The sequence below is a fragment of the Devosia sp. FJ2-5-3 genome (assembly GCF_029201545.1).
GTDB lineage: Bacteria > Pseudomonadota > Alphaproteobacteria > Rhizobiales > Devosiaceae > Devosia.
The window spans coordinates 1040199-1063087 of sequence record NZ_CP104007.1 but is presented as its reverse complement, the minus strand read 5'-3'; the positions used below and the strand labels follow the sequence as shown (position 1 = coordinate 1063087).

At 63.1% G+C, this 22889-nt stretch carries 19 protein-coding genes; 16 read left to right on the top strand and 3 right to left on the bottom strand.

The window, feature by feature from the left end; genetic code table 11:
- Window positions 1–167: 167 nt before the first annotated feature.
- The 10 genes from N0P34_RS05105 (at window position 168) to N0P34_RS05060 (ending at window position 12235) form a co-directional block, all read left to right on the top strand.
- On the top strand, window positions 168–1517 hold the full coding sequence (locus N0P34_RS05105; RefSeq protein WP_275605935.1) for an extracellular solute-binding protein: 1350 nt from the start codon (window positions 168–170) through the stop codon (window positions 1515–1517).
- 235 nt (window positions 1518–1752) lie between these two features.
- The gene (locus tag N0P34_RS05100) at window positions 1753–2691 is read left to right on the top strand and encodes a sugar ABC transporter permease (RefSeq protein ID WP_275605934.1); all 939 of its coding nucleotides are present in this window, start codon (window positions 1753–1755) and stop codon (window positions 2689–2691) included.
- Between the two features lie 3 nt (window positions 2692–2694).
- Window positions 2695–3525, top strand: a complete 831-nt coding sequence (locus N0P34_RS05095; RefSeq protein WP_275605933.1) for a carbohydrate ABC transporter permease — start codon at window positions 2695–2697, stop codon at window positions 3523–3525.
- A 6-nt stretch (window positions 3526–3531) separates the two neighbouring features.
- Window positions 3532–4635 carry an ABC transporter ATP-binding protein gene (locus N0P34_RS05090; protein WP_275605932.1) on the top strand — a complete coding sequence of 368 codons (1104 nt, stop codon included), beginning with the start codon at window positions 3532–3534 and terminating at the stop codon, window positions 4633–4635.
- Window positions 4636–5044: 409 nt separating this feature from the next.
- Window positions 5045–6442, top strand: a complete 1398-nt coding sequence (locus N0P34_RS05085) for a CehA/McbA family metallohydrolase (protein ID WP_275605931.1) — start codon at window positions 5045–5047, stop codon at window positions 6440–6442.
- Window positions 6443–6917: 475 nt separating this feature from the next.
- The gene (locus tag N0P34_RS05080; RefSeq protein ID WP_275605930.1) at window positions 6918–8066 is read left to right on the top strand and encodes an extracellular solute-binding protein; all 1149 of its coding nucleotides are present in this window, start codon (window positions 6918–6920) and stop codon (window positions 8064–8066) included.
- A complete protein-coding gene (locus tag N0P34_RS05075; RefSeq protein WP_275605929.1) occupies window positions 8063–8941 on the top strand; it encodes an ABC transporter permease subunit in 879 nt (292 codons plus the stop codon). Before N0P34_RS05080 ends, N0P34_RS05075 begins: the two co-directional genes overlap by 4 nt.
- Window position 8942: 1 nt before the next feature.
- A complete protein-coding gene (locus tag N0P34_RS05070; protein ID WP_275605928.1) occupies window positions 8943–9764 on the top strand; it encodes an ABC transporter permease subunit in 822 nt (273 codons plus the stop codon).
- Window positions 9765–9999: 235 nt separating this feature from the next.
- On the top strand, window positions 10000–11073 hold the full coding sequence (locus N0P34_RS05065) for an ABC transporter ATP-binding protein (RefSeq protein ID WP_275605927.1): 1074 nt from the start codon (window positions 10000–10002) through the stop codon (window positions 11071–11073).
- 322 nt (window positions 11074–11395) lie between these two features.
- A complete protein-coding gene (locus N0P34_RS05060; RefSeq protein WP_275605926.1) occupies window positions 11396–12235 on the top strand; it encodes a glycerophosphodiester phosphodiesterase family protein in 840 nt (279 codons plus the stop codon).
- A gap of 520 nt (window positions 12236–12755) precedes the next feature.
- On the opposite strand, the gene N0P34_RS05055 is transcribed toward N0P34_RS05060, so the two are convergent.
- The 3 genes from N0P34_RS05055 to N0P34_RS05045 form a co-directional block, all read right to left on the bottom strand.
- Window positions 12756–13559 carry an inositol monophosphatase family protein gene (locus N0P34_RS05055; protein WP_275605925.1) on the bottom strand — a complete coding sequence of 268 codons (804 nt, stop codon included), beginning with the start codon at window positions 13557–13559 and terminating at the stop codon, window positions 12756–12758.
- 14 nt (window positions 13560–13573) lie between these two features.
- Window positions 13574–15247, bottom strand: a complete 1674-nt coding sequence (locus tag N0P34_RS05050; RefSeq protein ID WP_275605924.1) for a Na/Pi cotransporter family protein — start codon at window positions 15245–15247, stop codon at window positions 13574–13576.
- An 83-nt stretch (window positions 15248–15330) separates the two neighbouring features.
- On the bottom strand, window positions 15331–16368 hold the full coding sequence (locus N0P34_RS05045) for a sulfate/molybdate ABC transporter ATP-binding protein (protein WP_275605923.1): 1038 nt from the start codon (window positions 16366–16368) through the stop codon (window positions 15331–15333).
- A 409-nt stretch (window positions 16369–16777) separates the two neighbouring features.
- On the opposite strand from N0P34_RS05045, the gene N0P34_RS05040 reads away from it, so the two are divergent.
- From N0P34_RS05040 to N0P34_RS05015, 6 genes are all read left to right on the top strand, one after another.
- On the top strand, window positions 16778–18265 hold the full coding sequence (locus N0P34_RS05040) for an ABC transporter substrate-binding protein (RefSeq protein WP_275605922.1): 1488 nt from the start codon (window positions 16778–16780) through the stop codon (window positions 18263–18265).
- Window positions 18266–18667: 402 nt separating this feature from the next.
- Window positions 18668–19690: an ABC transporter permease gene (locus N0P34_RS05035; RefSeq protein ID WP_275605921.1), complete on the top strand. Its 1023-nt coding sequence runs from the start codon at window positions 18668–18670 to the stop codon at window positions 19688–19690.
- Window positions 19687–20529, top strand: coding sequence for an ABC transporter permease (locus N0P34_RS05030; protein WP_275605920.1), 843 nt, complete (start codon window positions 19687–19689; stop codon window positions 20527–20529). The genes N0P34_RS05035 and N0P34_RS05030 overlap by 4 nt, the downstream gene beginning before the upstream one ends.
- Window positions 20526–21332, top strand: a complete 807-nt coding sequence (locus tag N0P34_RS05025; RefSeq protein WP_275605919.1) for an ABC transporter ATP-binding protein — start codon at window positions 20526–20528, stop codon at window positions 21330–21332. The genes N0P34_RS05030 and N0P34_RS05025 overlap by 4 nt, the downstream gene beginning before the upstream one ends.
- On the top strand, window positions 21329–22090 hold the full coding sequence (locus N0P34_RS05020) for an ATP-binding cassette domain-containing protein (protein ID WP_275605918.1): 762 nt from the start codon (window positions 21329–21331) through the stop codon (window positions 22088–22090). The genes N0P34_RS05025 and N0P34_RS05020 overlap by 4 nt, the downstream gene beginning before the upstream one ends.
- Window positions 22087–22869, top strand: coding sequence for a DUF1684 domain-containing protein (locus N0P34_RS05015; RefSeq protein WP_275605917.1), 783 nt, complete (start codon window positions 22087–22089; stop codon window positions 22867–22869). Before N0P34_RS05020 ends, N0P34_RS05015 begins: the two co-directional genes overlap by 4 nt.
- The last annotated feature ends 20 nt before the right edge of the window (window positions 22870–22889 follow it).

The window sequence follows — 22889 nt, the reverse complement described above, 5'->3', positions numbered from 1 at the left end:
GCGCCGCACCAAAGCCTTGTCGTCGCATCAAGCGAATTCTCCGCATTGACGATAAGTGAAAACGTGTTCATTCTACTTTGGCCTACGCCCGGAAGATTTATTCCATCAGCAAGGCCAATAGCCGGCTACCGGAGAATTCGGAGCCACCATTTGGGAGGATTTTTGCGATGACTCATCGTCTGCGCAGTCTTGCGCTTGGTCTTGTCGGTGCCACCGCCGTGGCGCTGCCCGCATTCGCCGTCGATCTCAACGTCACCTGCCGCTGTGTCATCGGCGGCGTCAACAGCGCCACCGCGCAGTGGATCGAGGAAAGCGTCATTCCCGCTTTCGAAGCCGCCAATCCCGACATCAATGTCGAGCTGAACCAGTTCGGCGGCGAAGACGCCCAGCTCACCCAGCAACTGGCGCTCGATTTCTCGACCGGCGCCGGTCCTGACGTCACCGCCTTTGACGGCTTCCTCATTCCCTCCTTCGTGGAAGGGGGCCTCCTCAAATCCCTCGACGAAGTCGCCGGCCCCGAGGTCAATGACTGGTCCGGCTGGGCGGCGCTCTCCGAAGGCTCGCGCGCCCTCATGCTCTACCAGGACAAATATTACGGCATCCCGCTGGGCACCGACGTGCGCATGATCAATACGCGCAAGGATATCCTCGCCGAAGCCGGCATCGACGCCGACACCTGGCAGCCCACCTCCTGGGAAGAACTGCTCGACGCCGCCCGCGCCATCAAGAAGGCCAAGCCCGACAGCTTCCCGCTCCAGATCAATGCCGGCGTCGCCATGGGCGAAGCCACCACCATGCAGGGCTACTGGATGGTCCTGCTCGGCACGGGTGAAGCCGTTACCGACGAGAACGGCAAGTTCATCGTCTCGAGCCAGGGCATTCTCGATACGCTCAACCTCTACAAGACCATCTATGTCGACGAAAAGCTCGGCGACCAGCGCGCCCAGCTCCTGGCTGACGGCCGCAACCGGTCCTTTGCCAATTTCCGCGACGGCGTGACCGCGCTTCTGGTCGAGGGCGATTATTTCTATCGCTCCGTCACCCCCGAAGGCTCCGAATTTGCCGTGGCCAATCGCGATGAGGTCCAGGGCTGGGCCAAAATGCCGGCCAAGGAACCCGGCGCCGGCATTCGCGGGCAGGATTTCGTCACCATTTCCGGCGGCACCGGCTTTGTCATCAATCCGGCAACCGACACGCCCAAGGAAGCCTGGGCCTTCCTCTCCTTCATGAACGAGCCGGCCCAGCTCGAAGCCTTCCAGGCCATCCAGCCGCGCATCACCGCGCGCACCGACGTGGCCATCCCCAACAATCCGTTCCTGACCGAGACCAGCCAAACCCTGCTCCCGCTCACCACCGCGCGTCCGAACGACCCCAACTACAACGCGGTCTCCTCGGAAATCCAGCGCATGACTGAAGCCGTCGTCTCCGGCGAACTCTCGCCCGAAGAGGCCATGGCCCAATACAAATCGGCTGTCATCGCCATTGTCGGCGAAGAAAACACTGTCAGCCTGCTCTAGCCCTCCCTGGCACCCTCCGGCGCGTTGCGGCGCGCCGGGGGCTCGATCCTCCCGGCCACTATGCCGCCACGCGCACGGCGCTCCCCTCGGGCTTGACCCGAGGGTCACTCGGAGAGCCCCATTAAGCGGTCTCGCGCGCGGATAGCGACCCTTGGGTCAGGCCCGACGGAAGCCAGCGGCCAAGCCATATGGCGACCACACAAAGACATCGACCAGCGAACGCGGCAGATCTCCAATGACCACTGACCCCATCGCCGCCCCCACGAGGCGAAAACCCCGAAACTTCGCCCTGCTCTCGGCCCGGGCTGGCGCTGCCTTCCTGACCCCGGCGGGGCTTCTGGTGTCGGTCTTCGTCATCGTCCCCTTCTTCTGGGTGATCTTCGTTTCCTTCACCAACCGCACGCTGCTCGGCCGCACCGCGCTCAATCCCGAATTCGTCGGCCTCGCCAATTATCTGGCGCTGTTTGACCCCGCGACCTTCTTCCAGCGCGGTCAGTTCGGCTTTTCGCTGATCCTCACCACCCAGTTCGTGCTGGCATCTGCCCTCATCGGCCAGGCCCTGCTCGGCCTGTTGCTGGCCTGGCTCATCCAGACCGTGCCGCCCTGGGTGAAACGCATCACCGAAACCTTCGTCATTGCCGCCTGGATCCTGCCCGAGGTGGTCATCGGCTTTGCCTGGTTCGCCTTCCTCGATCGGGACCAGGGCACGCTCAACATGCTGCTCGAAAGCGTCGGCCTGCCGCCGGGCGATTTCCTGCTCGATTCCCCCTTCTGGGTGATTGTCGTCTTCAACACCTGGCGCGGCGCCGCCTTCTCCATGATGCTGTTCAACTCGGCCTTCTCGTCCATCCCGCCGAGCTATTTCCAGGCGGCAGACGTCGCCGGTGCATCCTCATGGCAGAAATTCCGCGACATCGGCCTGCCGCTCATTCGCGGCCACATCGTCACCGATCTCATCCTCATCACCATGTGGACCTTCAACACCTTCACGCCGTTCCTCCTCACCAATGGCGGGCCGAGCTACCGGACGGAGCTGGTGTCGATCTACAATTATCGCGTCGCCTTCCAGGATTTCCAGTTCGGCAAGGGCGCCGCCGTGGGCGTCATCATGATGCTGATCAACCTCGCCTTTGCGCTGGTCTATCTCAGCCTTGGCCGCAAGAAGAGGGCCTGAGCCATGAACCTCTCGCTCCCCGCCTTTATCAGCCGCATCGCCTTTTCCGCCCTCGCCGCGCTGATCGGCGCCATTTTTGCCCTGCCGCTGCTCTGGTTCCTATTCGCGCCCTTCAATGCCCGCGCCGAGCTTGGCCTCGCCCTGCCCGATCCGTGGACCCTCAGTAATTTCGTCACCGTCTTCGGCAATTCGTTTGCTGTACAGGCCCTATGGAATTCCTTCATCCAGGCCGTCGGGGGCGTCATTCTCGTCGGCGCTGCGGCAACCCTTGCCGCATACGCCCTCTCCCGCTCCTCCATCCCCGGCAAAGGCGCTGTCACCTATATTTTGCTGCTCTTTTCCTCAGTGGTTTCGGGCTCGGCCGCCATGGTGCCGATCTTCCTCATCATTTCGGCCGCCGGGCTGATGGACACCCACCTCGCGGTTATTCTCACCTTTGCCGGTGGCCTCCTCCCCACCGCCATGTTCATCCTTCGCGACTTCATCGACAGCATTCCGAAATCCTACGAAGAAAGCGCCATGGTCGCCGGCGCCTCCCCGGTTCAGGCCTTTTTCGATGTCGCCCTGCCAGTCATTCGCCCGGGCATTGTCGTCGTCGTGGTGTGGAGCTTCGTCAATATCTGGGGCAGCTTCCTCATCCCCTTCATCCTCCTCCGCAGCGACAAGAACATGCCGGCCTCGGTCGCCATCTATTCCTTCTATTCGGAAGCGGGCACGCCCATCGTCACGCTCCTGGCCGCCTATTCGCTCATCTATTCGCTGCCCGTCATCGCTCTCTATCTCTTCGTCAGCTGGAAGTTCGGCTTCCGGTTCTTCGGCGGCATCAAGGCTTGATCCCTCATGGCTTCAGTTGAATTCCGAAACGTCACCAAGAGCTTTGGCCTCTTTAACGCCGTCAGCGATGTCAGCTTTTCCATCGGCGATGGTGAGTTCGTCTGCCTGCTCGGCCCCTCCGGCTGCGGCAAAACCACCTCCCTACGCATGATGGCGGGCCTCGAAACACCCACATCCGGCCAGATCTATATCGGCGGCGAGGAGGTCACCCACCTCCACCCCAAAGATCGCAACATCGCCATGGTGTTTCAGGACTATGCGCTCTATCCACACATGAATTTGGCCGACAACATCGCCTATCCGCTAAAGGTTCGCGGCGAGAGCGTCGAAAAGCGCCATGGCCGTGCCAAGGAAGTCGCTGACGTTCTCAAGATCGGCCATCTGATGGACCGGCTTCCCAGCCAGATTTCGGGCGGCCAGCAACAGCGCACCTCGCTCGCCCGCGCGCTGGTTTACCCGGCAAAAATCTATCTTTTTGACGAGCCGCTCTCAAATCTGGATGCAAAACTGCGCCTCGAGGCGCGCGGCTTTCTCAATCATCTCCAGCGCGACATGGGCATGACGGCGGTCTACGTCACCCACGACCAGGCCGAGGCCATGGCGCTCGCCACCCGCATCGCCGTCATGGACCAGGGCAAGATCGTCCAGTTCGCCTCGCCCATCGAAATCTATCGCCGCCCGGCCACCACTTTCGTCGCCAATTTCGTCGGCAACCCGCCGATGAATCTTGTCACCGTCACCGGCACCCAAGGCGATGGAAAACTCCAGCTCAAGGCCGATGGCCTCACCATCGCTCCCCTGCCCATGACCGATTCCATCGGCAAGGCGCTCGCCACAAGCGAAAACCTCACCCTCGGCATCCGCCCCGAGCATCTGGGCATCGCCTCCCCCGGCGCGATCAACACCGTCACTGCCCCGCTCTTTGCCAATGAAAACATGGGCCCCGAAAGCCTCGTCACCATCGATCGCGGCGACGGCATCCGCCTTACCGCCCGCATCTTCACCGACGACCACCTCGACATCGCAGACATCGTCACCCTCTCCTTCAGCGCCGAGCACATCCACCTCTTCGACCACGACGGCAACCGCATCCCGGGCGCGGGGGAATGATCCACCCCCACCTAACCTCCCCCTGAAACAGGGGGACGAACAGATCGAGTTGGCTGAGAATTCAGCGAGCCCCGATCAATCCCCTCCCCCTCTCAGGGGGAGGCCGGGTGGGGGCAAGGAGCAACGGTGATGGAAGACATTTCACCCCCTCCCTTCCCTCCCCTCAAGGGGGAGGGTGAAGCCGGTTCACTTGGCGAAACGGTGCCTCAAACTCGATGCCACCCTCCCCCTCGAGGGGAGGGCTAGGGAGGGGGGCCTTTCCCACGCCAGAAGTCCCCAATTTCGCCCCATCAAGGCACGCCACCCATGACGACTTCCGCCATTCCCACCGCCCCATCGCCTCCCTCACCCTTGGGGGGAGGGATCGAGGGTGGGGGTATCTCCAGCGCACAAACCTCCGGCTAGCCCCATGACCACGATCACCCAAAAGATCACCCGCGCCGACCAGTCGCAAAACCCCTATTTCCACATCCCCTTCGAGGTCCCCGCCGGCACGACACGCATCGATGTCACCCTCGCCTATCCCAAGGCCGAGGACTGCATCATCGATCTCGGCGCCTTCGATCCGCGCGACCAAGGCTACCCCACGGAGCAAGGTTTTCGCGGCTGGAGCGGCGGCGCGCGGGAGAGCTTTTTCATCGCCACCGACGACGCCACGCCCGGCTATATTCATGGCGAGATCCAGCCCGGCATCTGGACTGTCATTCTCGGCCTCTACAAGGTGCCGGAGAACGGCACCGAGGCCACGGTAAACATCACCCTCGACGCCACCCCGCGCGCACTAGAACCCCAGCCCGCCCGCACCCTCCCCGTGCGCCCTCAGCCCGGCTGGTACAAGGGCGACCTCCACTGCCACACATTTCATTCAGACGCCCGCGGCGCGCCCGAACTCCTGCACGCCGCCGCCAGACAGGCCGGGCTCGATTTCCTCGCCATCGCCGATCACAACACCATCACCCAGCGCCGCTATTTCCACCCGCACTCCAGCCCGGACCTCGTCTTCGTGCGGGCCATGGAAGTCACCACCGCCGTGGGCCACGCCAATGTCTACGGCGTCGACGACTGGATCGATTTCCGCATGACCAAACCCTCTGACGCCCATGTCCTCGCCGATCTCGTGCATAAGAAGGGTGGCCTTCTCTCCATCAACCACGACAAGCCCACTATTCCCTGGGATTACGATTTCCCCGCCGCCGATTGCCAGGAAGTCTGGCAATCCACCTGGCTCGCCTGGAACTGGGTTTCGCTTGAGCGCTACCAGCAGCGCCTCGCCGCAGGGCTGAAACTCTCGGCCATTGGCGGCTCCGATTACCATCAACCCGACCGGCTCATGCCCGAGGGCCCGCTCGTCCTTGCCCGCCCGACCACCGTTTTCTGGCTCCCAGAGCTCAGCGAAGACGCCATTCTGGCGGCGATGAAATCGGGGCATGGCTACGTCACCGAAAGCCCCACCGGCCCCCATCTTGAACTGAGCGCCGGCGACACCCCCATGGGCGGCACGGTCAGGAGCCTCACAGAACCCAAAGTCATCATCCGGGGCGCAGCCGGCGACCGGCTCAGTCTCATCGATGCCACCGGCCCCATCGCTGATATCCTCATCCCGTCCGACGACTGGCAGGCGACACTCCCAATCGCCCCGCAGAAATTTCTCCGCGCCGAAATCATCGCAGACGCCAGCCGCGAAAACCTCGTCGCCCAATTCACCGCCGCCCTCGATGGCCGCGAGCTTCCCTGGCAGCTCAAGGGCACGGACCTTACCAGCCGGCCCATTCGCCGCGCCCTCAGCAACCCTATCTACCTTGGCTAGGGCGTCCAAAATGGAATGAATGTTTTTTTGGCCCCAGCCAAAAAGGCTTCATTCCAGAGCCTTCCTCCCCACACGATACCTGCCACCACCAATACATCTCCTGCCTTATTTCCGACCGAGCCAAGGCTCGCGGCCGGAAACTCCTGGCCAAAACCCTTTCAGCCCCGGGCTTTTTTCAATCCCTTCCCTCTCGACCGACCACGCCCGCACATTCGAAAAATATCCATATTAATCAACAAACTAAGTAGTATTGATGTTTTCATGAAGACGTCATCTTGGCGTCATCCCCCTGTCACCTGCAGACGCTCAGTTCTGCGCGCAACTTGCTTTCCCATCGCAAATGGCGCTTTCCGCTTGCTTTCAAATTCAAGCGAGGCTTAACCTCTTGCCGACGGGAAAGTCGACGCCAGTGCGATGAAATCCAGAGTGCATTGTGACACGAACTGGAATATCCGTTCGAAAAGGGAGAAGTTTGATGAAACGGCGTGATTTCATGCTCGCCGCCGGTGCCGCCGCCGGCGTTGCTCTATTGCCCCGCTCTGCCTTCGCTGAAGCGGGCCGCATCGATTGGTACACCAGCTCGGACCAGAACATTCTCGATTTCTGGACCAATGTGGTGGCCCCCAAATTCGAAGCCGCCAATCCCGGCGTCACCATCAATCTGGTGGATGGCGGCGACAATGCGGGCCTGCAGGCCATCGCCGAGCGCGGCCTCGCCGCCATGGGTTCCAATGCCGATCCGCAGGCCGATTTCTTCGAGGGTTTTGATGCCCGCCAGCCCGTTGGTGCGCTCGATCAGGGCCTCTGGGTCAATTTCGAGGAAGCCGGGCTCTCCAACTATTCCAAGATCAATCCGCTGGCCCGGGACATTCCGCAAAACTTGCCCTATCGCGGCTCGCAGGTGCTCCTCGCCTACGACAAGACCAAGCTCGATCCGGCCAATGCGCCAAAGACCTGGGCCGACCTGATCGCATGGATCAAGGCCAATCCCGGCCAATTCATCTACAACCGTCCCAACAAGGGCGGTTCGGGCCTCAACTTTGTCCGCCGTGCCGTGCTCGAAGCCAATGGCCAGGACATCTCCAAATTTACCGTGGAGAACGCCACTCCGGAGAACGGCGATGCCATGCTCCCGGGCGCCTGGGATATCCTCAACGATATCGGCCCCTCCCTCTTCGACGGCGGCGCCTATACTTCGGGCAACACCCAATCGCTGCAGCTGCTCGGCCAATCGGCCGTCACCATGATCCCCGCCTGGTCCGACCAGGCCCTTTCGGCCATCGAACAGGGCGTGCTGCCCGAAACCACCGGCCTCGTCCAGCTCCAGGATCTGGGCCTGCCCGGCGGCTTCTCGCGCATCACCATCCTCTCCAATGGCGTCAACAAGGACCTTGCGCTCAAGCTGGCCGATTTCGTCCTCTCCGAGGAAATCCAGTCCGCGGTGCTGACCGAGCTCGGCGGCTTCCCCGGCGTCTCCTGGGATCATGTCGATCCGGCCCTGCGCGAGCGCTTTGCCGACGTCATTCCCAATTCCATCCCGGTCTTCCCGAGCGGCAATTGGGAACGCCTCATCAATGATGGCTGGTACCGCACCGTGGCGCCCAATGTGGACCCCAATTCGTGACCAATTCCGCCCTCAGCTCCGCCGGAGTTGAGCACATCCAACGCGGGAGGCCGTTTGGCCTCCTGCTCGTGGCGGCTCCGGTTATTCTCGTCATCTGGCTGGTCATCTGGCCGATCGTTTCTGCCGTCATCCAGACGCTGTGGCTCCCCACGCCCGAGGGCGGCCGCCAGTTTGCAACCAGCACCTATCAGTTCTTCTTTTCCGACAGCTATTCGCTCTCAAACCTGTCGATGACCTTGTGGACCACCGGCGTCTGCGCCGTCCTGCTGCTCGTCATCTGCCTGCCGATCGCGCTCTATCTGCGCTTTTCCGACAGCAAGCTGGCCGCCTATGTGCAGGGCCTGGCCATCTTCCCCATGTTCGTGCCCTCGATCATCCTGGCCTTCGCCTTCATCCGCGTGCTGGGCCCCAATGGCACCACCGATCTCCTCCTCAATTCCGTCGGCCTGCCAAAGATCCGCTCGCCCTATCTCACCCCCTGGGGCCCGGTCATCGGCCTCGTCTGGGACAATATCCCGCTGACCGTGCTGATCCTCCTCTCCGGCCTGGGCAATGTATCCACCCAATCCATCGAAGCTGCGCGCGATGTCGGCGCCGGGCGCTTTGCGCTCTTCTGGCACATCATCCTGCCGCGCATTTCCAATTCCATGCTGGTGGCCGTGTCCTTTGCCGTGCTCGGCATTTTTTCGGCCTTCACCCTGCCCTACATCCTCGGGCCCGCCGCGCCCGAAATGATGGGCCCCTTCATGCAGCGCACCTTCCGCGATCTCTACGATCCGACCAACGCCATCACCCAGGCCGTGGTCACCTTCGGCTTCTGCATCATCTTTGGCCTCTTCTATGTGCGCTCCGTCGCCAAGAACAGGACACCCTGACATGGCCGCCACCCTCGCAAGACGCAATATCGACTGGGTCGGCATCTTCTTTGCCGTCACCCTCACCATCGTCATCATTGTCCCGCTGGTGGTCGTCGGCACCTGGGCCTTCACCAATGTCTGGCGCTATCCCTCGGTCATCCCGCAGGAATTCGGCCTACGCTTCTGGAACCAGACCTTGGCCCGCGCCGATGTCTGGAGCTCGATCACCATGAGCCTGTCGCTGGCCACGGTGGTCACCGCGCTGTCCGCGCTGATCTGCCTGCCCGCTGCCTATGCCTTTGCCCGGCTCGATTTCCCCGGCCGCAATATTTTGTTCTTTTCGTTCCTTGCCGGGCACGCTTTCCCCAAATTCGGTCTGCTCGTCGCCATCGCCGGGATTTTCCTCCAGCTCAATCTCATCGGCACGTTTTGGGGCGTGGTCCTCATCCAGCTCGTCGGCACGCTTCTGTTCATGATCTGGATTCCCGTCGCCGCCTTCCAGGCCGTCGACCGACGCATGGAAGAAGCCGCCCGCGATGTCGGCGCCTCCCCGCTGCGCGTCTTCTGGTCCATCACCTTGCCCCAGGCCGGCCCGACCATCGCCGCTGCCCTGCTCCTCAGCTTTGTCGGCACCTTTTACGAAACCGAAGGCGCCTGGCTCATCGGCGCGCCCCAGGTGCGCACCCTGCCGGTGCTGATGATCTCCTTCATCAACAATCAGCCTGTCATCCAATATGGCGCCGTGCTCTCGGTCCTCCTCTGGATCCCCAGCTTCATCGCCCTCCTCTTCGCCCGCCGCGTCGTCAACTCCGGCTCGTTTGCCAAGGGGTTCGGCGCATGATGGCGGACCCAGATTTTCCTCCACACCGGGTCATTCCCGCGAAAGCGGGAACCCCTGTTTGGGTAACGGAGGTTCCCGCTTTCGCGGGAATGACACCGAGGCCAGGCACACCAAATGCCTCCCCGAATGCGATGCATCCCTCCCCCTCCCAGGGGGAGGTTAGGTGGGGGTCTCTTCTTGCCGGAGCTGCAGGGCAAGTCACATTCCTCAGCGCGGCCCCAGGAACTGAACAAAAATGTCCGTACTGAAAATCAAAGACGTCACAAAAGTCTTCGCCAATGGCGCCGTTCGGGCGGTCGACAATTTCTCGCTCGAGGTGGACGATGGCGAGCTGGTCTGCCTGCTCGGCCCGTCCGGCTCGGGCAAATCCACCCTGCTGCGCATGGTCGGCGGCTTCGAGCGCCTGTCCTCGGGCGAAATCACCATTGATGGCGAGGACATCACCCATCTGCCGCCCGAAAAGCGCCCCACCGGCATGGTCTTCCAGAGCCACGCGCTCTGGACCCATATGGATGTGTTCAAGAACCTCGCCTTTGGCCTCAAACTCCGCCGTCTCCCCGCCGCCGAGATCAAGCAACGCGTTGAAGCCGTGCTCGATCTCGTGGGCCTGGGCGGCTATGGCAGCCGCCGCGTCACCCAGCTGTCCGGCGGCCAGCAGCAGCGCGTCGCCCTCGCCCGCTCGCTCGTGCTCGAGCCGAAAATCCTCCTCCTCGACGAGCCCTTCGCCAGCCTCGACCAGCATCTGCGCGAGCGCCTACGCGAAGAGGTCCGCGACATCCAGCAGCGCCTGAAGATCACCACGCTCTTCGTCACCCATGGCCAGGACGAAGCCCTTTCCATGGCCGACCGCATCGTGGTCATGCGCGATGGCCGCACCGAGCAGATCGACCGCCCCGATGTGGTCTATCGCGATCCCCAGACCCCATTCGTGGCTGGCTTCATCGGCACCATGAACCTCATCGAGGGCGTCGTCGCCAATGGCATGTTCACTCGCGACAGTTTTACGACGCCCCTCGCCCTGCCCGACGGCCCGGCCACCCTCGCCATCCGCCCCGAAACGCTCGACCTCGTCGCCGCCGAACCCGGCCAGGCAAAAGTCCACCGCGTCACCGATTTCGGCACGCACGGCCTTGTCGACCTCGCCCTGCCCGACGGCACCCGCCTCAAGGCCATGGTCTCCCACCCCGACCTCTTCGCCACCGGCCAAGGTGTCAATCTCACCCCCCGCGCCGTCGCCGTCTACCGCAACGACAAGCAGATCTTCAGGAGCGCCCAAGACAGCAAATCTCCTGCGCTAGCGCCGGGATGAGCCGCCGCGCTAGCCTACCAAACCATCGGCTCCTGCGCCTCCCTCCCCCTCGTGGGGAGGGAATGAGGGTGGGGGTTCTTCGGCTTGTCGCGTAGCACACCGAATTCGCCAAGCGAATGTCGGTTGGGATGAGGAGTTCAGCCTTTAGCGCTGGCCCTCTCCACCACCGCCCCCTTCACCCTCCCCCTTGAGGGGAGGGCAAGCGCAGCTTAGGCCCTAAGGGCCTTAGCGCAGCTCGGGAGGGGGAATTTTCCCTCCTCAACGCCCCCTCCCAGAGGACCAAGGGCGCGATAGAACCAATAGTTTCCACCCCGAGCCGCCAATGTCCGCCCCGCTCTATCTCACTCGCAACGCCCACCGCACCTGGCTCAAATGGCATCGCGGCCGTCGCCGCGCCTCCGATCCGGTCTTCACCGGCGCCCGCATTCTGGAAGCCGTGCAGCTTGGCGCCAGCGTAGAGATCGACCTCGTCATCCACGCCGACCGCGGCTTCGCCGTACTCCACGACAAGACGCTTGAGCGTGAAACCACCGGCACTGGCCGCGTTGTCGACACTCCCGCCGTCCAACTTCGCGCCCTCCACCTCCGCTCCGAAGACGGCAGCCCAATCCCCGACCACGTCATGCTGCTCGAAGATCTCTGCGCCCTTCTGGCCAAGCACCATCCCCATCCAGATGCCCTGCTGCAGCTCGATTTCAAGGAAGATCTTTCCGCGCTTGATCCTAGCGCCGTCACTAATTTTGCCAGCGCTGTTGCCCCAATCGCCTCAGCCCTCATCCTTTCCGGGGGCGATGCCGACGCCATTGCGCTCCTCGCCGAACACACCCCCGGCCTCCGCACCGGCTACGACCCCTGCTACGGCGCCTCCCTCGCCCGCCTCCAGGAAACCGGCGACTTTGCCACCTTCACCACCGACGCGCTCCGCGCCGCGCCCAGGGCCGAGATGATCTATCTCCACCACGCCCTCATCCTCGAAGCCGACCGCGCCGGCTTCGACATCATCGCCGCCCTCCACGCCAACAACCGCCGCGTCGACGCCTGGACCATCAAAGCCGCCGACGACACCACAAAACCCCTCATCGCCAGGCTTCTGGAGCTCCGCGTCGACCAAATCACCACCGACGACCCCGAAGGCGTGCTTGATTTGATGGGTGCGGCTTAGGGCGCACCGTGCGACGAGAAGTCCTTCAGTAGCCCGCCCTGTGCAAATGCACGGGCCCAATCCCCTCGCCCCTTAGGGGACTTCGAGCCGGCCGAAGGCAAAATTGCTCCGGTGGAGCAATTTCAGGCGATAAGGCCATGAGAGCTATGCTCGAATGGCTGGTTGGGGTGAGGGGTGAATGCCCATCATCACACTACCGACACTGAACCCCTCATCCGGCGCTACACACCACCTTTTCCCCTCAGGGGAGAAGGGAAGTACCGAGAACCCTAAGCAGCCCCCAGAGTCTAAGTGGAGCTCTCCACACGCTCGATCAGCCCCCTCGCCCCTCAGGGGAGAGGGTTGGGGTGAGGGGTGAATGCCCATCAGTTGGCCGAAAAATCTTGAGAGATGGGCTCGACTGGCTGGCCAAGCTGAGGGGTGAAAGCCCATCATCACACCACTGACACTGAACCCCTCATCCGGCGCTTCGCGCCACCTTCTCCCCTCAGGGGAGAAGGGAAGTACCGTGCCCAGCCCCCTACTTCGGATCCTTCCGCGGAGCATCCTTCAGCATCTCAATAAGATACGCATGCGTCGCCGGGTTAGCCGCAATCACACACCCTGTACGCTCGTAAAATTCCGGCCCCCGTCCCCACCAATCGCTCACCACGCCCCCAGCCTCCTCCACCAGCAGCACGCCCACCGCCCAGTCGATCAGCCCGCTCTCCTCGAAATAGCCGGTGAGCCGCCCCAGCGCGACAAAGGCGCAGCTATTGGCCGAACTGCCCACAATGCGCACCGCCCCCACCTTGGCCCGGATCGCATCCAGCCGCGCATAAAACCCGTCATGGGTGAATAGTCCCGGCGTCGCCAACCCGGTGCCGATATTGAACAGCCCCACATCCGTCCGGCCACTCACGCTGAGGCGCTGGCCATTGCAGAACGCGCCCTGCCCCTTGATGGCGGTGAACATTTCCCCGTTCACCGGATTGAACAGCGCTCCGCAGACGGTCTCATTGCCGCGCCGCAGCGCGATCGAGATCGTGTAATCCATCCCGTTGATGAAATTGGTGGTGCCGTCGATCGGATCGACCAGCCAGCGGTGATCTCCCTCCCTTTCGACGGCTTCGAATTCTTCCCCGGTAAAACTCCAGTCCGGGTACCGCTCGAAGAGATATTTGCGAATGAGCAGTTCGCTGTTCTTGTCGGCGTCGGAGACGAAATCGGCAGGTCCCTTGATGCCGATTTCGATGTCCCGAAACCGCTCGAAATAGCCCTGCGTCAGGGCCCCGGCCTCACGCGCAACCGCCACCATGTCCGCCAATACGGCCTGGTAATCCATCACAAAATCTCCGCTTATTTTTCGGCCGGGCTGGGCTCGAAGCCGGGCGCATCGCGCAGCCGGCTCTCGTCGAGTTCGCCCTTGGTTTCGAGAATGGGATAGGCCACCGAGGCCAGATGCGCGTTGATGCGCTTGAGGTCACGCAGCATGTCGAGATGCACCGAGCTGGTTTCCATGGCCGCCGGCACGCGCTGGCGCACCCGCAGCAGATGCGCCTTGGCCGAAAGCGATTCCAGCCGTCGCACCTCGACCTTGGCCGCCACCAATTGCCGGGCCAGCACCGGGTCTCGCGTCATGAACACGGTCTGGCTGAGCTGCATGTTGGCGATGGTCTTTTCGTAAAGCGCCACGATTTCGGCAAAACCTTCGGCGGAAAATTTCACCTGCCGCTTGGCCAGCTTGGCGATGCCCTCATTGAGCCCGCCCTCGACCATGTCGCCCACATGCTCGAGATTGATGGCGTAGCTGATGATCTCGGTGGCCCGCGCCGACTCTTCCTCGTCGAGATCCCCATTATCCAGCCGGCTGAGATAGAGCTTTATCGCGTGCTGCAAACGGTCGACATCGTCGTCGAGCCCGGCAATCGTTCGCCGCGCCGCCGGCCCTGGTTTCCGCAACGCAGCCAAGCTGGCCTCGAGCATGTTGAGCACGATATCGCTGACCCGCAGCGCCTCCCGCGCCGCCGCGGCCAACGCGATCGTGGGCGTATCGAGCGCCGATTCATCGAGATAGCGCACGCCCCGTTCCGGCTGGGTCGGCGCCGGGATCGCCAGCGCCGCCAGCTTGCCGATCGGCCCGATCAGCGGCAGGAAAACCACGAGCAGGACAATGTTGAAGCCGACATGAATGGCAATGGTCAAGTCATGCGCGCTCGGCAAAACACCGACCAGCACCCGCGCCAGGGGAACGGCAAAAATGGTCAGCGCCATCGCCCCGATGGCCCGCACCACCAGATTGGCCAGCGTCAGCCGCCGCGCTTCATGCCCTTCGCGCAGCACCGCCAGAAAGGGCGGGATGGCGCCACCCAGATTGGCGCCGGCGACGAGCACGATGGCCAGCGGTGCCGACAAAATGCCCGATTGCCCCAACATGGCGACGAACAGCACGATGGCAAGGCTCGAAGAGGCCATCAAGGCCAGCCCGCTCGCCAGGATCAGCGCAAAGACCGGCGCCTCGCCCAGCCCCCTCAATACCGCGATCATCAGTTCGGATTCGCGCAGCGGCCCGGTGATATTGCCCACCAGCTGAAGCGCCAGCAGCATCAGCCCCAGCCCGAGGAATGCCCGTCCCAGCCCCTTGCCCCGCGCATCCCGACTGAGGGAAAACAACGTCACCCCGGCCAGCATCATCACCGATGCGAACCAGTGCACATCCAGCGACAAGATCACCGCCGCGATGGCGGTCCCCACATTGGCGCCCAGCATCACCGCCTGCGCCATACGCGGCCGGATCGCCCCATTGGCGGCAAACGACGCGGTGATGACGGCCGTCGCCGTGCTCGATTGCAGCGCCAGGGTCGCCATGAACCCGCTTAGCGCCGCCCAGAGCCGGTTTCCCGTGCCCTTGGCGATCCAATGGCGCAGCGAGGCCCCGAAGGCCCGCATCACCCCGGTCTTGATCAGCCTGAGCCCCCAGAGCAACAGGGCCCCGGCCCCAAGCAGGTCGATCAGCTGTATAGTAGAATGCATGTTCTCCTACCGAAGCAGAATAGAACATTTATTGTACGCTTATTCCCGCCGGAGGCCAGCCCTTTCCCACGGGTCGGCTCGCCTCAGCGCGGCGGAAACACCCGCCAGCGCTTGGGCCGGAACGCGATCTGGCTGCGCTCGCCGGCCGGATGATCGAATGGCAGGTCGATCTCCACCCGGTGCTTGCCGCCACCCACGTCCAGTTCCACCCGGCGCGTGCCACCCACACGGCGGCTGGTGGCCACGACGCCCGCCAGCCCCGGTCCGCCCTCGATCAGTTCCACATCATGCGGCCGGAAATAGAGATGGGCTTGCCCGTCGGGCTGATCCTTCGCAGCGACACCGATCGGCCGGTCGTCGAGCCAGAACTCGCCATTGCTCACCCGCACCGGCAGCGCGCTCGATTCCCCGATGAACCCGAAGACGAACGGCGATTGCGGATTGTCATAGACATCATCGGGCGTACCCACCTGCTCGATCCGCCCCTGGCTCATCACGCAGAGCCGGTCCGACAATTCCAGCGCCTCTTCCTGGTCGTGGGTGACGAAAACCGTCGTGTGCCCGGTCCGGTCGTGGATTTCGCGCAGCCATTTGCGCAGATCCCGGCGCACCTGCGCGTCGAGCGCCCCGAAAGGCTCGTCCAGCAGCAGGACGCGCGGCTCGATCGCCAGCGCCCGCGCCAAGGCGACGCGCTGCCTCTGCCCGCCCGAAAGCTGGTTGGGATAGCGTTTTTCAAGGCCGGACAGTTGCACGAGATCGAGCAATTCCAGCGCCCGGCGACGAATTTCACCCGCTGCCGGCCGCAGCGCCTTTGGACGCACCTTCAGCCCGAACGACACGTTTTCCAGAATCGTCATATGCCGGAACAGCGCATAATGCTGGAACACGAAGCCGATATTGCGCTCCTGCACGCTCTTGTCCGAAGCGTCCTCGTGGCCGAAAAAAATCTTGCCCGCCGTCGGCGCTTCCAGCCCGGCAATCAGCCGCAGCAGCGTGGTCTTGCCTGAGCCGGAAGGCCCCAGCAAGGCAATCAGTTCGCCCGAGCGAATGTCCAGCGAGACATCATGCAGTGCCGGAAACCGGTCAAATTCCTTGCGAACATTTTGTACGCTTACGTCCATGCGGGCACTCGGTTTCGAACTCTGGTCAAGACCCGGCGGAACAGGCCCCGCCGGAAGTGCCTAGACCCTATCTTCCAAGTCGAGATTAACAAGACCGCCCTCCTGCTTTTGCATCCGGCCCAGCGGAAAATTCTCCCATCAATGATGGTGATGGCAGAATGAAACGACCGCAAGCTTTTGTGCGCCCCTTATCGGCCCACCCCTCCGTCACGCCCCCTATGACGGAAGCCCGATCCTAAAACCGCCCGATTGTGAAGGTGTGGATAGAATGGCTTTTCTCTTCGCCTCGTCGCCCTGAGTACAAAATACCAAAGCCGCTGTGTTCCCGGCACAACAATGTCGATCCACTGAGTAGTGATTAACTGCGTTCGCTTCTAAAATCACAATCATCGAACATCTGGAGCGTCACATGACCACCAAGACCCTTCTCCTTGCAGCAGCTCTGCTGGCCGGCGTTTCCCTGCCCGCCGCGACCCTCGCGCAGGATTTCAACCCCGATGCCACCATCCGCATCGGCTCGCTCTATGAGCCGCAGAACCTCGACAACACGGCCGGCGCCGGCCAGGGCATCAACGAAGCCTTCAACGGCAATGTCTACGAGGCCCTGTTCCAGCTCACCGACGAGGGCAATGTCGAGCCCCGGCTGGTGGAAGGCTACGAGGTCAGCGAAGATGGCCTCACCTACACCTTCACCCTCAAATCCGGCGTCAGCTTCCACTCCGGCGACCCGCTGACCGCGGCCGATGTGAAATATTCCATCGAGCGCGTCACCGCCGAAGCCTCCAAGAGCTCGCGCAAGCGCAGCCTTTCGACCATCACCGCCATCGAGACGCCCGACGACCAGACCGTTGTCATCACGCTCTCGGCCCGCTCGGTGTCGCTGCCCTACAATCTCTCCTATGTCTGGGTGGTGAACGACGCGGCCGCCGACATCACCGCTTCGGCTGACGGCACCGGCCCCTATACGCTGGGCGAATGGCGTCGCGGCTCGGCCCTGGCGCTCGAGCGCAACGACGCCTATTGGGGCGAAGCCCCGACCAATGGCGAGGTGATCTACACCTATTTCACCGACGCCACCGCGCTCAACAACGCGCTGCTGACCAACGCCGTTGACATCATCACCTCGGTCCAGAGCCCGGATTCGCTCGCCCAGTTCGCCGGCAATGCGTCCTTCACCGTCACCGAAGGCGCCTCCACCACCAAGGAATTGCTGGCCTATAACGACCGCGTCGCCCCCTTCGACAATGTGAAGGTCCGCAAGGCACTCGCCCGCGCCACCGACAAGGCACGCCTGCTCAACTCCATCTGGGGTGACTATGGCACGCTGATCGGCTCCTTCGTGCCGCCGACCGACCCTTGGTATGTCGACCTCACCGGCGTTGATGCCTATGACGTCGAAAGCGCCAAGGCGCTGCTGGCCGAAGCCGGCTATCCCGATGGTTTCGAGTTCACCCTCGACACGCCCGACTACGATCCGCACCCGATCGTGGCGCAGTTCCTCCAGGCCGAATATGCCAAGATCGGCGTCAAGGTGAATATCAACATCATCACCGCCAATGAGTGGTACACCAAGATCTACCAGGAGAAGAATTTCGAGGCGACGCTGCAGGAGCACGTCAACCACCGCGATATCGTCTTCTACGGCAATCCTGACTTCTACTGGGGCTACAACAATCCCGAGGTCGTCCAGCTGATCGCCGACAGCGAAGCCGCCGCCACCGAAGAGGATCAGGTCGCCAAGCTGACCGAAGCCAATGAGCTGATCGCCGAAGACGCCGCCAGCAACTGGCTCTACCTCTACCCCCAGATCGTCGTCTCGGCCGCCAACGTCACCGGCTACCCGATCAACGGCCTGAACTCCCAGTTCTTCGCCTACGACATCCAGAAGTCTGAGTAGTCTGGGCTACCCCCTCCTAACCTCCCCCTCTCCTGGGGGAGGGACCCATCGAGTATGCTGAGACGCCTGTAAGCCACCGGCCGATCCCTCCCCCTTCTCAGGGGGAGGCCAGGTGGGGGTTCTCTCCGCAACCACCGGCCCCAGACGTGCCCCCAGCTTCCCTCGGGCTCGACCCGAGGGCCTCTCGGCAAGCCACGATGCCAAGGCGAGCGGATCACAAGCCCCCTCCCCAGCCCTCCCCTCAAGGAGGAGAATATCTGCCGGTGTGATCAACAGGATCGCGCCCCAAACGCGATCTGCCTCCCTCCCCTTGACGGGGAGGGCCGGGGTGGGGTGCGCAACGCGCTCGATCAACGGACCAACCCAAAACCTACAAACCCTGTGCCCACCGCCCCACCCCCGATGGCTTTGCACCCATCACCCCGCTATTCTGCGCAAACCAATGCGCAAGGAACCACCCCAATTCTCGCCTATCTCATTCGACGAACCCTGATCCTTGTCGCCTCGCTGTTCCTCGCAGCCGTGGTGCTTTTCGTGCTGCTGCGCCTGCTCCCCGGCGACCCGGCCAATGCCCTGCTCGGCGTCGGCGCCACCGAACAGCAGATCGCCGCCGCCCGCGCCCAGGTCGGCTCCGATCAGCCGCTCTATGTCCAATTCGTCAGTTTCGTAGGCAATCTCGCCCGGCTCGATCTCGGCACCTCCTTTGTCAGCCGCGCCTCGGTCCTCGAGGAAATCGGCAACCGCATGTCGGTCACCCTGCCGCTGACCTTCTTCGGCTTCATGCTCGCGCTCATCCTCGCCATCCCCCTCGGCATTCTCGCCGCCGTCCGCTCCGACAAATGGTATGGCACCGCCGTCTCCGTCATCTCCCAGCTCGGCATTGCCATCCCCGTCTTCTGGCTCGGCATCCTCCTTGTCACCCTCTTTGCCATCAATCTGCGCTGGTTGCCCTCGGGTGGCTTCCCCCTGCGCGGCTGGAGCAATTTTGGCGAGGCGGCCATCGGTATGATCCTGCCGTCCCTCACCATTGGCCTCGTCATGGGCGCCTCGCTCTTGCGCTATGTCCGCGCCGCCACGCTCGACGTGCTCGGCAGCGATTATCTGCGCACCGCCCGGGCGCTGGGCGCCAGCTTCCCCGAAGCCCTCCTCCGCCATGGCCTCCGCAATGGCGCGGTCCCGGTCATTTCCATCCTCGGCATCGAGCTTGCCAGCACCTTCCTCGGCGCCGTCGTCATCGAGCGCGTCTTCTCGCTGCCCGGCCTTGGCTCCATGCTGCTGCTCGCCATCCAGCAGCGCGATTATCCCAATGTTCAGGGCGTGCTCTTCGTCTCCACTCTGCTGGTCCTGCTCATCGGCTTTGCCGCCGACATCGCCCAGCGCCTGGTCGATCCGCGCTTGCGCGGCCGCACGAGGGCCTCGGCATGACCATCGCCGTCAGCACAAATTCATCGCGCCGCTTTTCCCTCACCCTCTGGGCCGGCCTCATTCTCGTCGGCATCCATGTCCTCACCGGCCTAGTGTCGATGGTCTGGCTCCCTTATGAGCCGACCGGCATGGTCGGCATGCGCCTTGAAGGGCCAAGCGCCCTGCACTGGATCGGCACCGACCGCTTGGGCCGCGATCTCTTCACCCAGCTGATGATCGGCAGCCGCATTGCCCTCATCGTCGGCCTGAGCGCGGTCGCCATCGGCGCTGTCATCGGCGTCACCCTCGGCATTCTCGCCGCTTTCGCCAGTAATTGGCTCGACGACGCGCTGGCCGCAGCGCTCGATATTCTCATCGCCTTCCCAACATTGCTGATCGCCATGCTGGTCGTGGCCGCCAGCGACACGGCAAGCCTCTGGTCGGCAACCCTGGCCCTTGGCATCGCCCTTTCGGCCATCGTCGCCCGGCTTACCCGCATTCTCGCCAAGCGGGTGCTGGTGATGGACTATATTACCGCCGCCCGCACCTCGGGCAGCTCATGGCCAAAGATCGTCGCCATCCACATCCTGCCCAATATCTGGCCGACCCTGTCGGTCAATTTTGCCCTGCAGTTCGGCCTCGCTGTCATTGCCGAGGCCTCGCTCTCCTATCTCGGCCTCGGCGCCCCGCCGCCCAATGCCTCATGGGGCCGCATGCTGCAGGAAGCCCAGGGCACGGTCTACACCGCCCCGCTCGGCGCCATCGTGCCCGGACTTGCCCTGGTCTCCCTCGCCATCGGCGTCAATCTCCTTGCCGACGGCCTGCGCGAAACCATCGATCCGACGAGGCGCGCAAAATGAGCCTGCTCAAGGTTGAAAACCTCTCCGTCCACGCCGGCAGCAAGGCACTCGTGTCCAACCTCTCCTTCACTCTGGAGAAGGGCGAACGCCTCGGCCTCATCGGCGAGTCCGGCTCGGGAAAATCACTGACCTCCCTCGCCATCACCGGTTTACTCCCATCGGGGATCATACCGACCGGCTCCGTCCATCTCGCCGGCCAGGAAATCATCGGCACCCCCGACCGCCAGCTCGACCGCCTGCGGGGAACGGCCGCCGCCATCGTCTTCCAGGAACCCCTCACCGCGCTCGACCCGCTCATGCGTGTCGGCCGCCAGATTGCAGAACCTTTGGCCCGTCGCGCCCGCCGCGATGGCCAGTCGCTCGATTCACACGAGCTGACTCTAAACGTTAACAGTCTGCTAACCGAAGTGGCACTTGGTGAGCACGAACGCGTTGCCCGTTCCTACCCGCATGAGCTCTCCGGCGGACAGCGCCAGCGCGTCGCCATCGCCATGGCGCTGGCCTGTCGCCCCGACCTTCTCATTGCCGACGAGCCCACCACCGCCCTTGATGTCACCACCCAGGCCGAGATCCTCGCCCTGCTCGACAGGCTCGTCCGCGACCGCAATATGGCCCTGCTCTTCATCAGCCACGACCTCCCGGTCGTAGCCAATAGTGTCAACAAGATCATAGTCTTGCGCCAGGGCGAAGCCGTCGAAGCGGGCGCGGTCGAAGAGGTTTTCACCCGCCCCCGGCACGACTACACGCGGAGCCTCCTCACCGCTGCCCGGCAGTTCGACGCGGCGCTGGAGGGGCAGAAATGAGTCTCGTTTCCCTGGACAATGTCAGCTTCGCCTACACAGCCAGTCGACCCATCCTGGACAAGGTCTCGTTTTCCATCGAGCCGGGCGAAACCATTGGTCTTGTTGGCGAATCCGGCTCGGGCAAGACCACCCTGCTCCGTCTTCTCCTCGGCCTCGCCCGTCCCGACAGCGGCGAAATCACCTTCGACGGCGCCCCCCTCGACCCGCGCAGTTCCGCGTTCATGCGGCACTACCGGCGGCAAGCGCAGGTGGTCTTCCAGGACCCCTATTCCTCGCTCGATCCGCGCCAGACCATCTACTCGATCATCGCCGAGCCTTTGAAATCATTGAAGATTCCCGGCCACCACGCAAAAATGGTGGCCGAGGCGCTCGACCATGTCGGCCTGCCCGCCGACGTCGCCAGCCGCTATCCGCACCAGTTCTCCGGCGGCCAGCGCCAGCGCATCGCCATCGCCCGGGCCATCGTTCCCGGCCCTAGGCTCCTCCTCGCCGACGAAGCCGTCAGCGCCCTCGATCTCACCACCAAGGTGCGAATTGTCGAGCTCCTGGCGCGACTTAGCAGCACCATGAGCCTCCTCTTCGTCTCCCACGACATCGCCGTCGTCGCCGCTCTCTGCAAGCGCATGGTCATCCTCGAGAAGGGCCGTATCGTGGAGGCTGGCGAGACGGCTAACATCCTGAAATCCCCGCAACATCCCTATACGCAGCGCCTGCTCGCCAGCGTGCCGCGCCTGACCCTGAACGAGGCTCAATCATGACCGACTACGCCACCGAATATGCCGATTGGCAGGCCCGCCGCCTCGCCGCCCTCAAGGCGCCCGAAGGCTGGCTCAACATTATCGCCCGCGTCTGGCTGGCCGAAGGCACCGTCACCCTGGGCAAGGCCGGCGACAATGACATCGTCCTCTCCGCTGGCCCCGACTATGCCGGCAGCCTCACTCAGGACGCTGAGGGCAATGTCACCTGGACGCCCGAAGGCGGTGAGCCGCAAAAGCTCGAACTGGCCAAGTACAAGCCACCCCGCTTCATGGCCGAAAATCTCTTGCTTGAAGTGACGACGCTCAATGGCGAGAACGCAGTGCGCATTCGCGACACGACTTCGGACGCGCCTAACCAGTTGGCACCAATCGAGTATTTCCCCCTCGACGAAAGCTGGCGCATCACCGCTGACTGGGTCGCGCTGGAGACGCCCAAGGGCCTCACCGTCGACACATCCAAGTCGATCCCGACCGATGTCGAGGCGACCCACAAGGCCGTCTTCACCCGCGACGGCATCACCTATGAACTGCTCGCGACACACGGCACGCCGGAATCCCCGCAATTCGTCATCCGCGACGCCACCTCGCGCGACAGCACCTATCCAGCCTCGCGCTTCGTCTTCGGCGAAAACGTCACCGACAAGACCATCGTGCTCGACTTCAACAAGGCCATCAACCCGCCCTGCGCCTTCACCGAACACGCCGTTTGTCCGCTGCCGCCGGCGGAGAACGTCCTGCCCACTCGCATCGAAGCCGGAGAAAAACGCCTGAAATCATAGGCTTCGGACAAAAAAATCGG